The sequence below is a fragment of the Bradyrhizobium sp. CCBAU 11430 genome (genome assembly GCF_028128855.1).
Classification (GTDB): Bacteria; Pseudomonadota; Alphaproteobacteria; order Rhizobiales; family Xanthobacteraceae; genus Bradyrhizobium; species Bradyrhizobium ottawaense.
The window spans coordinates 113765-127898 of record NZ_LBJV01000053.1 but is presented as its reverse complement, the minus strand read 5'-3'; the positions used below and the strand labels follow the sequence as shown (position 1 = coordinate 127898).

Sequence of the window (14134 nt, the reverse complement as noted above, 5' to 3'; positions counted from 1 at the left end):
GCTGGCGCCGTGCCCACCATTCTTGCTGCGGCGGTGGAAAGACGGTGGGCACGCTTTCGCTTTGCCCACCCTACGAGACCGCGCCCGAAACTACTGCACGCTCAGCGCCACGAACCGCAGCTCGCCGTCGGCGTTCGACACCAGCAGCAGCACCGACTTCTTGCCGTCCTTCTTGAGCTGGTCGACCCGCTTCTGGATGTCCGCGCCACTGGAGACGGCCTCCTGCGCCACCTCGACGATGACGTCGCCGGCGGAGAGGCGCTTCTCGGCGGCGTCGGAATTGGCGTCGACATTGGTGACGACCACGCCCTTGACGCTCTCCTTGATCTTGTAGCGAGTGCGCAGATCCTTGTTCAGCGCCGCAAGATCAAGGCCGAGCGCCTTCTGCGTCACCAGCTTCTCGGGCGCGGGCTCGTCGGTCTTCACCGCGGCCTGCACCTTCTCGGGATCCTGGAGACGGCCGAGCGTGACCTTCTTGGTTTCTTCCTTGCCCTTGCGGATGATGATGACGTCGACTTCCTTGCCGACCGCTGTGTCGGCGACGACGCGGGACAGGTCCTTCGGATCCTTGACGTCCTTGCCGTCGAACTTGACGACGACGTCGCCCGGCTCGATGCCGGCCGGCTTGGCCGGGCCCTTGTCGTCGACGCCCGCAACCAGCGCGCCGCGCGCCGGCTTGATGTTGAGGCTTTCGGCGATCTCGTCGGTAACACTCTGGATCCGCACCCCTAACCAGCCGCGGCGCAGCTCGCCGAACTGACGGAGCTGGTCGACGACGCCCGCGACCGTCTTCGAGGGCACGGCGAAGCCGATGCCGATCGAGCCGCCGGAGGGCGAGATGATCAGCGTGTTGACGCCGATGACGTCGCCATCGAGGTTGAACAGCGGACCGCCGGAATTGCCGCGGTTGATGGATGCGTCGGTCTGGATGTAGCTGTCATAGGGACCCGAGGAGATGTCGCGGTTCTTGGCCGAGACGATGCCGGCCGTCACCGTGCCGCCCAGGCTGAACGGGTTGCCGATCGCGACCACCCAGTCGCCGAGACGCAGCTTGTCGCTATCGCCGAACTTCACCGCGACCAGCGGCTTGGTCGGCTTGAACTTCAGCACCGCAAGGTCGGTCTTCTTGTCGACACCGACCAGCTCGGCCTTGATCTTGGTACCGTCGTTGAGGATGACGTTGATCTCGTCGGCATCCGCGATGACGTGGTTGTTGGTGACGACGACGCCTGATGTGTCGATGATGAAGCCGCTTCCGAGCGAGTTGGTCTTGCGCGGCGGCGGGCCGCCGTCTCCGCGCTCGCCACCCTTGCTGCTGCCGCCCGGACCTTTGCGGTTCTTGAAGAAGTCGTCGAAGAACTCCTCGAAGGGCGAGCCGGGCGGCAATTGCGGCATGGCGTTGCTGCCGCCGCCCTTGGCTTCGACGGTCTGCGAGGTCGAGATGTTGACGACCGCGTCGATCACCTTCTCGGCGACGTCGGCGATGCCCTCCGGTCCGCGCGCATAGACCGGCGTGCCGAACGCGCTGAAAGCAGCGACGGCGAGCGCGGCCAGCCCAATTCGCACACCAAGTCGCGAGCGGGACGGGGCAATGGTGGCAGCGGTCATTGTGATCTCCAGAGAGAGGGATTCGGCGCCAGACTGCGCTTGACGGGAGGACGGCGCAAGCGCGGAGCTTAACGGGCCTCAGAACCCCGATAATACGGCGAAAACCGGTCTGTCGCCTTCACTTTGGCGTTGGCGCGACGCCTAAATGGGGCGCCGCATAACCCAGATCAGGACCAGGCCGACGACGGCCGAACCGATCCCGACCGCCCGCAGGATGTTGTCCGGCGTGGCGATGGCGCTCTTCATGGCCTTGCGCATCCAGTTAGGACTTGCCGCGAACATCAAGCCTTCCAGCACGAACAGGATGCCCAAGCCGATGAGGAAGTCGGCGAACGCAATGGACCTCATCGGATTGGAACCTCCCGTTATGCTGTTCTTGTCTGGACGAAGGGCTGCGAGATCCGCCGCCCTTTGTCTAGCTTACGGCTTCGCCGGCGTCTCGGTCGCCGTCTTGCCGGACGGGTTACTGAAGTACCGGAAGAAATCCGAGTCCGGCCGCAGCAGGAAGCGGGTGTCGTTCGACTTCAGCCCGTTCTCGTAGGCCGTCATCGACCGGTAGAAGGCGAAGAAGTCGGCATCCTTGCTGTAGGCTTCGGCGAACAGGCGGTTGCGCTCGGCATCGCCCGCACCCCGGGTCTGCTCGGCCTGCGAATTCGCTTCCGCGACGATGACGGTCGCCTCACGATCGGCCTTGGACTTGATCTCCTGGGCCTTCTGGCCGCCCTGTGCGCGGAACTCGGCCGCCTCGCGCTCGCGCTCCGTCTTCATACGTTGATAGACCGCCTGGCTGTTCTGCTCCGGCAGGTCGGCGCGGCGGATCCTGACGTCGACGACCTGGATGCCGTAGCCGTCGGCCTCGCGATCGAGCTGGTCGCGGATGCGCTGCATCAGCTTCTCGCGGTCGTCGCGCACCACGTTGATGAAGGTGACCTCGCCCAGCACGCGGCGCAGCGCCGCGTTCAGGAGCGTGGTGAGCTGGATGTTGGCAGCCTGGATCGAACCGACGCTCTGATAGAAGCGCAGCGCGTCCTTGATGCGGTAGCGCGCGAAGGCGTCGACCACGAGCCGCTTCTGATCGGAGGCGATCGCTTCCTGCGACGGGTTCTCCAGGTCGAGAATCCGCTTGTCGATGTTGATCACCGAATTCCACGGCGCCTTGAAGTGCAGGCCGGGTGCGGTGACGACGTCGACGGGCCGGCCGAACTGCAGCACGATGGTCTGCTCGGTCTGCTGCACCGTGAATAGCGACATGTAGCCGACGATCACGACGAGCAGGAGCCCAAGCAGAGTGACGATACCTGTGACCGGGGACCTCATCGGCTACCTCCGCTCGACTGCGGACCGGTGGTAGGTGGCCGCTTGGTCGTCAGTTCGCCGAGCGGCAGATAGGGCACGATGCCCTGGCCCGAGGGCCCGCCGTCATAGACGAGCTTGTCCGCGCCGCCGAGCACGCGCTCCATCGTCTCCAGATAGATCCGTTCACGCGTCACGTCGGGCGCCTTCTTGTATTCCTCGTACACCTTCAGGAAGCGCGCGCTCTGGCCCTTGGCCTCGGCAACCGCCTGCTCCTTGTAACCTTCGGCGGCTTGCATGATCTGCGCCGAGCGTCCGCGCGCCTGCGGCACCACCTGGTTGGCGTAGGTCTGTGCCTCGTTCTGCAACTGCTCGAGATTGGCGCGCGCCGCCTGGACGTCGCGGAAGGCGTCAATCACCTGCGCCGGCGGATCGACCTTCTGCATCTGCACCTGGCTGACCTGAATGCCGGCGCCGTAGCTGTCCAGAGTCTTCTGGATCAGCTCCTGCACGCCCTGCTCGGTGACGTTGCGCGCGCCGGTGAGGATCGGCTGGATCTGCGAGCGGCCGATCACCTCGCGCATCGCGCTCTCGGAGACCGCCTTCACGGTGCCTTCGGGATTCTGGATGTTGAAGAGGAAGTCGCCGACGCCATCCGGCTTGATGCGCCAGAGCACGGTGAAGTCGACGTCGACGATGTTCTCGTCGCCGGTCAGCATCAGGCTCTCTTCCGGCACGTCACGAATGGAGCGGCCGCGCCGCGCCGGATCGTCGATCAGCGTCATGCCGATGGAGATGGTGTTGACGCGCAGCGCCTTGGGCAGCAGCACTGTCTCGATCGGATAGGGCAGATGATAGTTCAGGCCCGGCTGCACGGTGCGAACATGCTTGCCGAAGCGCAGCACGACGCCGAGCTCTTCGGACTGCACGCGGAAGAAGCCCGACAGCAGCCAGAACGCGACGATCAGCAGCACGATCAGCGTGATGCCGATGCCGGAGAAATAGCCGCCCGGCATGATCTGCTGGAGGCGGTCCTGGCCGCGCCGCAGAAGGTCTTCCAGATCCGGCGGCCTCGGCCCGACCGGTTGCGGGCCTGAGCCCCATGGTCCCTTCGGACCCGAGCCCCATGGGCCACCGCCCTGATTCTTCCACGGCATTCGACGCTCTCCTCGGCAGGGTGGAATTGCCCCCGCCCGCTTTGTCCGGTCCGGCTTTATAGGGGACAGGCAAGTCCCTTACAACGCAGCGGTGCCCGTCTTCCGAGCTATGCTCGGGCACGAAAAAGTCAATGTAAACATTGACGAAAGCGGTTAATGGCCGCGCCGCCGACGATATGTCACATAGGAGAAGTCGGCGCTGTCGTCGGGGCCGGCAGCATGGCGGATACGTTCAACCTCGTCCCATTCCGCATTGTCGATGTCGAAACGCGTGTCGCCTTCGGGGCGCGCGTGCACTTCGGTGACTTCGAGGCGATCGGCGCGATCGAGCCATTGCCGATAGATCTCGGCGCCGCCGATCACCGCGATCTCGGTGACCGAACGCCGCAGGGCGTCGCCAAGCGCAACCGCGCCGGCATCGGCGGCCGATGTCGTGACAATGGCGCCGTTGGCGCGATAGGCCGCATCGCGCGTGATCACGATGTTGGTGCGGTCCCGCAGCGGCCGGGGCAAGGATTCGAAGGTCTTGCGGCCCATGACCACGGGCTTGCCGATCGTCAGCGCCTTGAAGCGCGCCATGTCGGATTTCATGCGCCACGGCATGGCGTTGCCGGCGCCGATGACGCCGTTCTCCGCGATCGCGACGACGAAGACGATCTCCATCAGGGCGCACTCCCGGCAAGCCGCGTCAGCGCCGGCCCGGTGACACGGCACAGCGTCCAGTCCTCCATCATGACCGCGCCGAGCGATTTGTAGAACGCGATCGACGGCGCGTTCCAGTCGAGCACCGCCCATTGCAGGCGGGACCAGCCGTTCTCGACGCATTCCTTGGCGAGATGGACCAGCAGCGCCTTGCCGAGGCCCCTGCCCCGGTGCGACGGCCGCACGTAGAGATCTTCGAGATAGATGCCATGGCGGCCGCTGAATGTGGAGAAATTCGCAAACCACACCGCGAAGCCGACCGGATCGCCGTCCCACTCGGCGATCGCGCAATAGAGTTGCGGTCTCTCGCCGAACAGCGCGTCAGCGATGTCGGCCTCGGTCGCCTCGACCTCGTGCGAGAGCTTTTCGTATTCGGCGAGTTCTCGGATGAAAGCGAGAACGAGCCCGGCTTCGCCCGGGCGCACACGGCGGATGTTGAGCGACATCGGCGCTAAACCGCGACTTCCGCCTTGATGTGCGGATGAGGGTCGTAGCCGACGAGCTCGAAATCCTCAAAGCGGAAGGAGAAGATGTCCTTCACATCGGGATTGATCCGCATCACCGGCAGCGCGCGCGGCGCGCGCGTGAGCTGAAGCCGGGCCTGCTCCAGATGGTTGGAATAGAGATGGGTATCGCCGAACGAATGCACGAAGTCGCCGGGCTTCAGGCCGGTGACCTGCGCCACCATCATGGTCAGCAGCGCATAGGAGGCGATGTTGAAGGGCACGCCGAGGAAGACGTCGGCCGAGCGCTGATAGAGCTGGCAGGACAGCTTGCCGCCTGCGACGTAGAACTGGAACAGACAATGGCATGGCGGCAGCGCCATCTTGTCGACTTCGGCTGGATTCCACGCCGAGACGATCAGGCGGCGCGAGTCCGGATTGCGCTTGATCATGTCGACCACGTTCGCAATCTGGTCGATGCTGCGGCCGTCAGGCGCCGGCCAGGCGCGCCATTGATGACCATACACCGGGCCGAGATCGCCATTGGCGTCCGCCCATTCGTCCCAGATGGTGACGCCGTTGTCCCTGAGATATTTGATGTTGGTGTCGCCCTTCAGGAACCACAGCAGCTCGTGGATGATCGCCTTCAGCGGCAGCCGCTTGGTGGTCAGCATCGGGAAGCCGGCCGACAGATTGAAGCGCATCTGATGACCGAACACCGAGAGCGTACCGGTGCCGGTCCGGTCGGTCTTTTCGGCGCCGTCTGAAAGAATCCGCTCGAGCAGGTCCTGATACTGGTGCATGTGCGACTGAGCCTTTGGGGAGCGGGCGAATTTAGCGGCCGCCCCCGCGCTGCAACAGCGGCGATTCGCTGTCCGCTCCGATTATACCCGGAAAAGTGAGTCCTCCCGGCGCAAACGACAAGGGGCGGAACTTACGTCCCGCCCCTTGCCCTATCAGCTTGATCGCATTGCCTAAGTTGCCGGCTTCAGCACCGGGGTCCATTTCGCGATTTCGTTCTTCACGAGGGTGGCCAGCGCCTCCGGCGTCCGCTCCGCGGGACCCGGGATGACGCTGCCGAGCTCGAGCAGGCGCTTCTTCACGGTCTCGTCGTCGAGCGCCTTGTTGGCCGCAGCGTTCAGGCTGGCCAGGATCGCCGGCGAGGTTCCCTTGGGCGCGAACATCGCATTCCAGGCCTGGGCCTGGAATTTCGGCAGGCCCGCTTCTGCCGTCGTCGGCACGTTCGGAAGCGACGGATTGCGCTCCGGCGTTGCGATCGCATAGGCCTTGATGGTGCCGGCATTGATCTGCGGCACGGCATTGACGATCTGGTCGCACATGTAGTCGACCTGCCCCGCCAACAGCGCGTTCATCGCAGGTCCCGTGCCGTTGAAGGGCACGCCGACCGGCTTGATGTCGAGGATCGAGTGCAGCAGCTCGCAGGAGACGTGCGAGACCGAGCCGACGCCGGCATGGGCAGCGTTCACCTTCTCGGCGTTGGCCTTCACATAGGCCACGAACTCCTTCAAATCCTTCGGCGGAAAGTCCTTGCGCGCGAGGATCAGGATCGGGGTACCCGCGAGCAGCGCGATCGGCTCGAAGTCCTTCTCGGGATGATAGGCGAGCTTGGGATAGAGCGGCACGGAGGCGGCATGCGTGCCCATATGCCCGGTGATGAGCGTATAGCCGTCATTGGCCGCGCGCGCGGCGCGGGTGGTTGCGGTGGTGCCGCCGGCGCCGACCACGTTCTCGATGATGATGCTCTGTCCCAGCGTCTGCGCCATATGCCCGGTGACGATGCGCGAGATCACGTCAGTCGGTCCGCCAGCCGCGAACGGTACGATCATGGTGATGCTGCGCGTCGGATAAGTCTGCGCATCGGCGGGCGCAGCAAAAGCGCACAGCGAGGCGAGCGCTGCGGCACATGCGCTCGTGAGCGCGCGAATGAAGGTCATGTCGATCCCCGTCGTTCCCTTGGACACAAGCAAAATGCCGGCCCAAAGGCCGGCATTTTCATTTCACGAAGCCGTAACACAAGTCGATTCGACTTCCGAATGCGGCGCGCCGACGCAGGACCTAGTTCTCGGACTCCGTGAACACCTGGTCGCGCTTCGACCGCAACACAGGCAGCACCGTAAGCAGCAGCAGGCTCGCCGCGATCGCGAGCAGCACCGCCGACAGCGGACGCGTCAGGAACACGCTCCAGTCGCCACGCGAGATCAGCAGCGCACGGCGCAGGTTCTCTTCCATCAGCGGTCCGAGCACCATGCCGAGCAGCAGCGGTGCCGGCTCGAAATCGTGCTTGATCAGCCAGTAGCCGACGAGACCGAACACGCCGGCAAGGATGACGTCGACCGGCGCGTTGTTCACCGAGTAGATGCCGATCGCGCAGAAGATCACGATCGAGGGGAACATCAGCCGGTACGGCACGCGGAGCAACCGGACCCAGATTCCGACCAGCGGCAGGTTGATGATGATCAGCATCAGATTGCCGATCCACATCGAGGCGATCATGCCCCAGACCAGGTCGGGCTGCTTCTGCATCACCTGCGGACCCGGCACGATGCCGTGGATGGTCATCGCGCCCACCATCAGCGCCATCACCGCGTTCGGCGGGATGCCGAGCGTCAGCAGCGGGATGAAGGAGGTCTGCGCGGCGGCGTTGTTGGCGCTTTCCGGCGCCGCCACGCCCTCGATCGCGCCGCGGCCGAACCGCTTCGGATCCTTGGCAAGCTTCTTCTCGAGCGTATAGGCCGCGAACGAGGCGATGACCGCACCACCGCCGGGCAGGATGCCGAGGATCGAGCCGAGCACGGTGCCGCGCAGGATCGGCGGCGTCGAGTCGATCAGATCCTTCCTGGTCGGCATCAGGCCGGTGATCTTCTGCTGCACGAGGTCGCGGTTCATCTCGGCACCGGCGTCGAGATTGCGGATGATCTCGGCAAAGCCGAACACGCCCATCGCCACCGTCGCAAAGCCGAGGCCGTCGGCGAGCTCCGGAATGTTGAAGGCCATGCGCGAGGCGCCGGTCTCGATGTCCGAGCCGACCATCGACAGCAGCAGGCCAAACACGATCATCGCGATCGCCTTCAGCACCGAGCCCTTGGCCAGCACGACCGCAAAGATCAAGCCGAGCACCATCAGCGAGAAATACTCGGCCGGGCCGAACGCCAGCGCGAGCTTGGTGAGCGGCGCGCCGAGCACGGCAATCAGCACGGTCGCGACGCAGCCGGCGAAGAACGAGCCGATCGCCGCAATCGCCAGCGCCGGGCCGGCGCGGCCCTGCTTGGCCATCTGGTGACCGTCGATGGCGGTGACGACCGATGTCGCCTCACCTGGAATATTGACCAGGATCGACGTGGTCGAGCCGCCATACTGGGCGCCGTAATAGATGCCGGCGAGCATGATCAGCGCGCCGACCGGCGGCAATCCGAAGGTGATCGGTAGCAGCATCGCGACCGTGGCGATGGTGCCGATGCCCGGGAGCACGCCGACCAGCGTGCCGACGAGGGCGCCGATCAGGCACATCAGGAGGTTGATCGGAGAGAGCGCGACTGCAAAACCGTGAGCGAGGTTGGCAAAGATATCCATCACACCCTCACTGGATCAGGAAACGCGGGTACATCGGCATCGGCAGCCCGAGCACGTACGGAAACAGGATCGCGCAGCCGATCGTCAGGCAGGCGCCGACGATGGCGGCCTCCAGCCAGCGCGTCTCGTGCGACCCCGTCGCGGCGATCATGAAGCTCGCAAAGGCCGTGACCACGAGGCCGAGCGGCCGGATCGCCAGCGCGAAGAACAGGATCGCCGCCATCACGAACATCGGCCCGCGCCATGAGTAATGGGCCATCGCCGGCCCATCGGTCAAAAGGCCGGTCAGGGCGATGCCGGCGGACAAGGCGACCAGCAGTCCGCCGAACATCCGCGGCGCAGTGCCCGCGCCGAAGGAGAAGCCGCGCATCCCCTGCAGATCGCTCGAGGCCCACAGTGCAAACAGGGCCAGCGCCATCAGGATGACCCCGCCGACATAGTCCTGCGCCGACTTGATGGTCATGAACAGCGTGACGATCGCCACCGCAAAGATCGGATAGGAATAGATCAGCGCGAGCAGCACCTCGGACGACGCCTTCTTGGTGTCACCGGTGGCCGCTCCCATCAACGTACCGGGCGCACCGACGAGCAACGCGGTGGCGTGGCTGATCACGACCGTGGCCGGGCCGCGGCCCGCGCCCCAACCGAAAATCGTCCCTATCGACCAGATGAATTCGAAAATCTGCGGCGCAATCGCCAGCAGACAGAAGCCGAGCGCCACCGATGTGTTTCGGGTGGCAGTCGCCGAGTGGCCCATCGTATCGGCCATGCATGTCTCCTCCGCGACCCGTAAGTCACGAGCACTGTTGTTCTAAATCGGCTGGAAACGGATCCCCCGCCCGACCACTGCCTAGCGATTTTCATTACACAATGCCAGCAAAACCCAACAGTCCCCCGGCGAGCAGGAGCCAGAGTGGATTGATGCGCGAGACCGAGGCGATCACCGCAACCATTGCGGTCAGAAGCACTGCAGCAATTGTGCGATCGGTCGACTGGGCCAGGATCAGGGCACTCGCCGCCATCAATCCGATCGAAAGCGGAACCAGTGCAGCCTGGATCAAGCCGGGCCAGCGCGATTTGCTGGGCCGATTCAGGAGGCGGCTGACATAATAGGCAAGCAACGCGGTCGGCAGGCACATCGCCAGCGTCGCCGCCAGCGCGCCGGGGATGCCGGCGACGGCATAGCCGATTAACGTCACGATAAGCACGTTCGGACCTGGCGAGAGCTGCGCGATCGCATAGGCATCGGTGAACTGCTTGTCGGTCATCCAGTGATGCACCTCGACCGCGATGCGGTGCATCTCGGGCACCGCCGCCGCGGCGCCGCCGACGGCGAACAGCGACATCAGTCCAAAGGTGGAGATCAGCGCCCAGATCGGATTCTCAGGCTTCATGCTGCTACTTTCCGCCGCAGGAAAAAAGTGGCGCCGACACTGATGGGGATCGCGACCAGCAGCACCGCCGGAAGCGGCAGGCGGAGCACGCCGATGGCGAGGAACACGCCGGCCATCAGGATCAGTGCGAGGGGATCCGTCCTCTTCAGCAGCGGCGTCATCATGCGGAACACTACCGCGATCAAGAGACCGACCGCCGCGCAGGAGATGCCGGCGAGGCTGCGGCGCAGCACGTCGAGGTCACCGTAACGGGAGTAGATGATCGCAAGCACCGTCATGATCAGCGTCGGCGGCAGCAACAACCCGGCAAAGGCGGCAAGCCCGCCCGCGATGCCGCGCAGCCTTGATCCGAACACCATGGACAGATTGACGATGTTGGGTCCGGGCAGGAAATGACAGAGCGCAAAAGTCTCGTTGAACTCGTCCGCATTCATCCAGCGGTGCTGCTCGACGATCGCCCGCCGGGCAAACACCAAGACCCCGCCGAAGCCGGCCAGCGACATCCGGGCAAAGGCCAGGAACAGCGCGAGCAGGCCGGGCGACGCGGCGCCGGCGGCCGGTTGATCCGGCACCTGATCTGGTTGGGCCGCCGGTGCGGAATCGTCGGGCATCACAGGAGCTTAGAGGGCCGGTCGCCACGCCGCCAAGCTCCGGCCCCTGCCCGTCCGGAACCTATCCAAAGGGAACCCTGGGATCGCTGCGCGAAACACCTGTCATTCGAAACCTTTGCGCCCTATATTGGGGCTGCCGGTTCGCCGGCTATGGAAATAAACGGTCGTCGCAATAAACCATTCGGACCCGGGGGCGGTACCCGGCGCCTCCACCAAAGCCCACCAACGGGTCGTCCCGAAGCGGGCTTTGGCGGGGGCGAAATAGGATCGACGAGGGCGTAAAGGGCGAACTTTTTCCCGGTATTGTTCCGCCGTTATCGGGCTACTGCAATAGTTGCCAACGACAACTTTGCTCCGGTTGCTCAGGCTGCGTAACGCAGTTTGAAAGACCATCTTAAAGTCCTAACGGGTTAAGCTCCGTTAGGCGGGGTTCGGAGGCACCTGGCAACAGAAGCCTCCACTTTACTCTTGATTTCTTCCCCGGCGGGGACTCCTGCTGACCCGTCAGGCGCGGTACTATTGCGGCTTGGCGAGTCGGCACGGTCCGGCTTCGGGGATGCAACAGGACCACCATGGCGACCGATCATATCCGATACGATGTGCTGGCCCGCGACGCGCTGCGCGGCGTGCTGCGGAAGGTGCTGACCGATGCCGCGGCCCAGGGCCTGCCGGGCGAGCACCATTTCTTCATCACCTTCGTGTCGAAGGCCGAGGGCGTGAAGTTGTCGTCGCGGCTGCTGGCGCAATATCCGGAAGAGATGACGATCATCCTGCAGCATCAGTTCTGGGACCTGACCGTGCTCGAGGACCGCTTCGAGGTCGGCCTGTCCTTCGGCGGCATTCCGGAGCGGCTGATCGTGCCGTTCAGCGCCATCAAGAGCTTCCTCGATCCGTCCGTGAAGTTCGGCCTGCAGTTCGACACGTCTGACGTCGCCGAGGTCGCGCCCGAGACGCTGCCGACAGCTCCCGCGCCATCGGCCGTCGCCGTGCAGACGCCCGCCCCTGAAACGGCGGAAAGCACGGAGGAGCCGGCGGCCCCGAACCAGGGCGGCGCCGAAGTCGTGCGGCTCGATCGTTTCCGCAAGAAATGATCTAGGTTGGACCCGAACCCGTCGCACGCGGCCGAACTCCCTATATAGAGAAGCACACGAAAGAGCCGCGCGGTGTTTCGCGCGGTAGAATGGATGTGCTCATGGCCAAAGCCGCCCGCGCGAAGACCGCCCGCCCCGCCACCCGCATCGAGACCGACAGTTTCGGTCCCATCGAGGTCCCTGCCGACCGCTATTGGGGCGCGCAGACCGAACGCTCGCGCCAGAACTTTCGCATCGGCACCGACCGCATGCCGATCTCGCTGGTGCACGCGCTCGGCATCGTCAAGCTCGCCGCAGCACAGTCCAACCTCGAGCTCGGCCTGCTCGACCGGCGCCGCGCCAATGCGATCATCAGCGCCGCGCGCGAGGTGATCGAGGGCAAGCTCGATGAGCATTTCCCGCTCGTCGTGTGGCAGACCGGCTCGGGCACGCAGAGCAACATGAACCTCAACGAGGTGATCGCCAACCGCGCCAACGAGCTGCTCGGCGGCGAGCTCGGCGCCAAGAAGCCGGTGCATCCCAACGATCACGTCAACATGAGCCAGTCGTCGAACGATTCGTTTCCGACCGCGATGCACATCGCGGCCGCAAGTCGCATCACTGCCGATCTCATTCCTGCGCTCGATGAGCTGCTCCGCGCGCTGCGCAAGAAGGAGAAGGCGTTCGCGAAGATCGTGAAGATCGGTCGCACCCACACCCAGGATGCCACGCCCCTGACGCTCGGCCAGGAGTTTTCCGGCTATGCCGCGCAGGTCGAAAGCGGCATCGCCCGGCTCAAGGTCGCGGTGAAGGACCTCTATCCGCTGGCGCAGGGCGGCACCGCCGTCGGCACCGGCCTCAACTCGAAGCCGCGCTTCGCGAAGCTTTTCGCCAAGCACGTGGTCGGGATCACGAAGCTGCCCTTCACCAGCGCCGCCAACAAATTCGAGGCGCTGGCCTCCAACGATGCCTACGTGCTGGTGCACGGCGCCATCAATTCGGTCGCGACAGGCCTGTTCAAGATCGCCAACGACATCCGCCTCCTGGGATCAGGCCCGCGCTCGGGGCTAGGCGAGCTTGTCCTGCCGGAGAACGAGCCGGGCTCCTCGATCATGCCGGGCAAGGTCAATCCGACCCAGTGCGAGGCGATGACCATGGTGTGCTGCCAGGTGTTCGGCAATCACACCGCGATCACGGTGGCCGGTAGCCAGGGCCATTTCGAGCTCAACGTCTACAAGCCCGTGCTCGCCTACAACATGCTGCACTCCATCCGCCTGATCGCGGATGCGGCGCGATCCTTTACCGAGCATTGCGTGAGCGGCATCCGTGCCGACGAAAAGCGCATAAGTGAGTTGATGCAGCGCTCGCTGATGCTGGTGACGGCGCTCGCCCCGAAGATCGGCTACGACAACGCCGCCAAGGTGGCCAAGACGGCCCATGCCAACGGCACCACGCTGAAGGAGGAGGCGCTGCGGCTCGGCTTCGTCTCGGCTGATGAGTTCGATCGCCTGGTACGCCCCGAGAAGATGACCAGCCCGGGATAGAACTCCGAATTCCGATAGCCATCCGTAATGATACGGACGCTCGGCGCCCTAGAAATGTGCGGCTTTGGGGGCGGGATTTGATTACCGTCAATGTTCCGGCAGGACGGCGTGCTACGCAGCCCTTCCGCCCCTCGACGGGGGCGAAATTCATCGTTTGATGGCCCTAGAGGCCGATTGACGAGGACAAGCGAATGGCGATCAAGTCTTGTGGGGCGCAGTGCGGCACCCTGTTTCTGAGTGTTTCATCCTGCCTGGAAAGGATCGGATGATGGAGACGCGGCATGGGGAACGTCATCAACCTGAATCGTTTCAGGAAGCGCGCCGAACGGGAAGCCTCGGCGAAGCAGGCGGACGCCAACCGGACGAAGTTCGGTCGCACGAAGGCGGAACGGTCGGCGCAGGAGACGCGCGCGGACAAGGCGAAAGCGCATCTGGATCAGCATCAGATCGATCGCGAGGAGCAGCCATGAAGTCGCCCGTCGTGAAACGGTCGATCGTCGTCGCCGGGCACAAGACCAGCGTCAGCCTGGAAGAGGCGTTCTGGAACGGCATGAAGGAGATTTCCGGCTTGCGCAACATGACGTTGTCCGAGCTGGTCGGCGAGATCGACAACAACCGCCAGCAGGGCAATTTGTCGTCGGCGATCCGCCTGTTCGTGCTGGACTACTTCAAGAGCCGGGCCATGGCCCCCCAGCCGGACAAGGTCGCGGCCCAGTAGCCA

Annotated in this window: 16 protein-coding genes and 1 other RNA gene; 5 read left to right on the top strand and 12 right to left on the bottom strand. The window is 64.5% G+C overall.

Annotation, left to right across the window (positions count from 1 at the left end; all coding sequences use genetic code 11):
- Positions 1-90: 90 nt before the first annotated feature.
- From XI04_RS15575 to XI04_RS15520, 12 genes are all read right to left on the bottom strand, one after another.
- Positions 91-1608, bottom strand: coding sequence for a Do family serine endopeptidase (locus XI04_RS15575; RefSeq protein WP_028145451.1), 1518 nt, complete (start codon positions 1606-1608; stop codon positions 91-93).
- Between the two features lie 141 nt (positions 1609-1749).
- Positions 1750-1956, bottom strand: a complete 207-nt coding sequence (locus tag XI04_RS15570) for a DUF2065 domain-containing protein (RefSeq protein WP_028145452.1) — start codon at positions 1954-1956, stop codon at positions 1750-1752.
- A gap of 72 nt (positions 1957-2028) precedes the next feature.
- Entirely contained in the window at positions 2029-2925 is an 897-nt protein-coding gene (gene hflC / locus XI04_RS15565; RefSeq protein WP_028145453.1) for a protease modulator HflC, read from the bottom strand.
- Positions 2922-4058: an FtsH protease activity modulator HflK gene (gene hflK, locus XI04_RS15560; protein WP_028145454.1), complete on the bottom strand. Its 1137-nt coding sequence runs from the start codon at positions 4056-4058 to the stop codon at positions 2922-2924. Before hflK ends, hflC begins: the two co-directional genes overlap by 4 nt.
- A gap of 153 nt (positions 4059-4211) precedes the next feature.
- The gene (locus tag XI04_RS15555; RefSeq protein WP_095426100.1) at positions 4212-4721 is read right to left on the bottom strand and encodes a dihydrofolate reductase; all 510 of its coding nucleotides are present in this window, start codon (positions 4719-4721) and stop codon (positions 4212-4214) included.
- Positions 4721-5206 (bottom strand): GNAT family N-acetyltransferase, encoded by a 486-nt coding sequence (locus XI04_RS15550; RefSeq protein WP_152102520.1) that lies wholly within the window; start codon positions 5204-5206, stop codon positions 4721-4723. Before XI04_RS15550 ends, XI04_RS15555 begins: the two co-directional genes overlap by 1 nt.
- Before the next feature lie 5 nt (positions 5207-5211).
- A complete protein-coding gene (locus tag XI04_RS15545; RefSeq protein ID WP_095426098.1) occupies positions 5212-6006 on the bottom strand; it encodes a thymidylate synthase in 795 nt (264 codons plus the stop codon).
- Between the two features lie 171 nt (positions 6007-6177).
- The gene (locus XI04_RS15540) at positions 6178-7158 is read right to left on the bottom strand and encodes a tripartite tricarboxylate transporter substrate binding protein BugD (RefSeq protein WP_271610253.1); all 981 of its coding nucleotides are present in this window, start codon (positions 7156-7158) and stop codon (positions 6178-6180) included.
- Between the two features lie 121 nt (positions 7159-7279).
- Positions 7280-8794, bottom strand: a complete 1515-nt coding sequence (locus XI04_RS15535; protein WP_028145458.1) for a tripartite tricarboxylate transporter permease — start codon at positions 8792-8794, stop codon at positions 7280-7282.
- A gap of 7 nt (positions 8795-8801) precedes the next feature.
- Positions 8802-9563: a tripartite tricarboxylate transporter TctB family protein gene (locus tag XI04_RS15530; protein WP_028145459.1), complete on the bottom strand. Its 762-nt coding sequence runs from the start codon at positions 9561-9563 to the stop codon at positions 8802-8804.
- 94 nt (positions 9564-9657) lie between these two features.
- Complete coding sequence (locus tag XI04_RS15525; RefSeq protein ID WP_028145460.1) at positions 9658-10188, bottom strand: chromate transporter; 531 nt, start codon at positions 10186-10188, stop codon at positions 9658-9660.
- Positions 10185-10799, bottom strand: a complete 615-nt coding sequence (locus tag XI04_RS15520) for a chromate transporter (RefSeq protein WP_271610254.1) — start codon at positions 10797-10799, stop codon at positions 10185-10187. Before XI04_RS15520 ends, XI04_RS15525 begins: the two co-directional genes overlap by 4 nt.
- Before the next feature lie 96 nt (positions 10800-10895).
- Here XI04_RS15520 and ssrA point away from each other — a divergent pair.
- From ssrA to XI04_RS15495, 5 genes are all read left to right on the top strand, one after another.
- Positions 10896-11261, top strand: a transfer-messenger RNA (tmRNA) gene (gene ssrA / locus XI04_RS15515).
- Positions 11262-11371: 110 nt separating this feature from the next.
- On the top strand, positions 11372-11890 hold the full coding sequence (locus XI04_RS15510; RefSeq protein ID WP_028145462.1) for an SspB family protein: 519 nt from the start codon (positions 11372-11374) through the stop codon (positions 11888-11890).
- Positions 11891-11979: 89 nt separating this feature from the next.
- Positions 11980-13413, top strand: coding sequence for a class II fumarate hydratase (gene fumC, locus XI04_RS15505; protein WP_028145463.1), 1434 nt, complete (start codon positions 11980-11982; stop codon positions 13411-13413).
- 281 nt (positions 13414-13694) lie between these two features.
- Entirely contained in the window at positions 13695-13883 is a 189-nt protein-coding gene (locus XI04_RS15500; RefSeq protein WP_028145464.1) for a DUF4169 family protein, read from the top strand.
- Complete coding sequence (locus XI04_RS15495) at positions 13880-14131, top strand: ribbon-helix-helix domain-containing protein (protein WP_018319702.1); 252 nt, start codon at positions 13880-13882, stop codon at positions 14129-14131. The genes XI04_RS15500 and XI04_RS15495 overlap by 4 nt, the downstream gene beginning before the upstream one ends.
- The last annotated feature ends 3 nt before the right edge of the window (positions 14132-14134 follow it).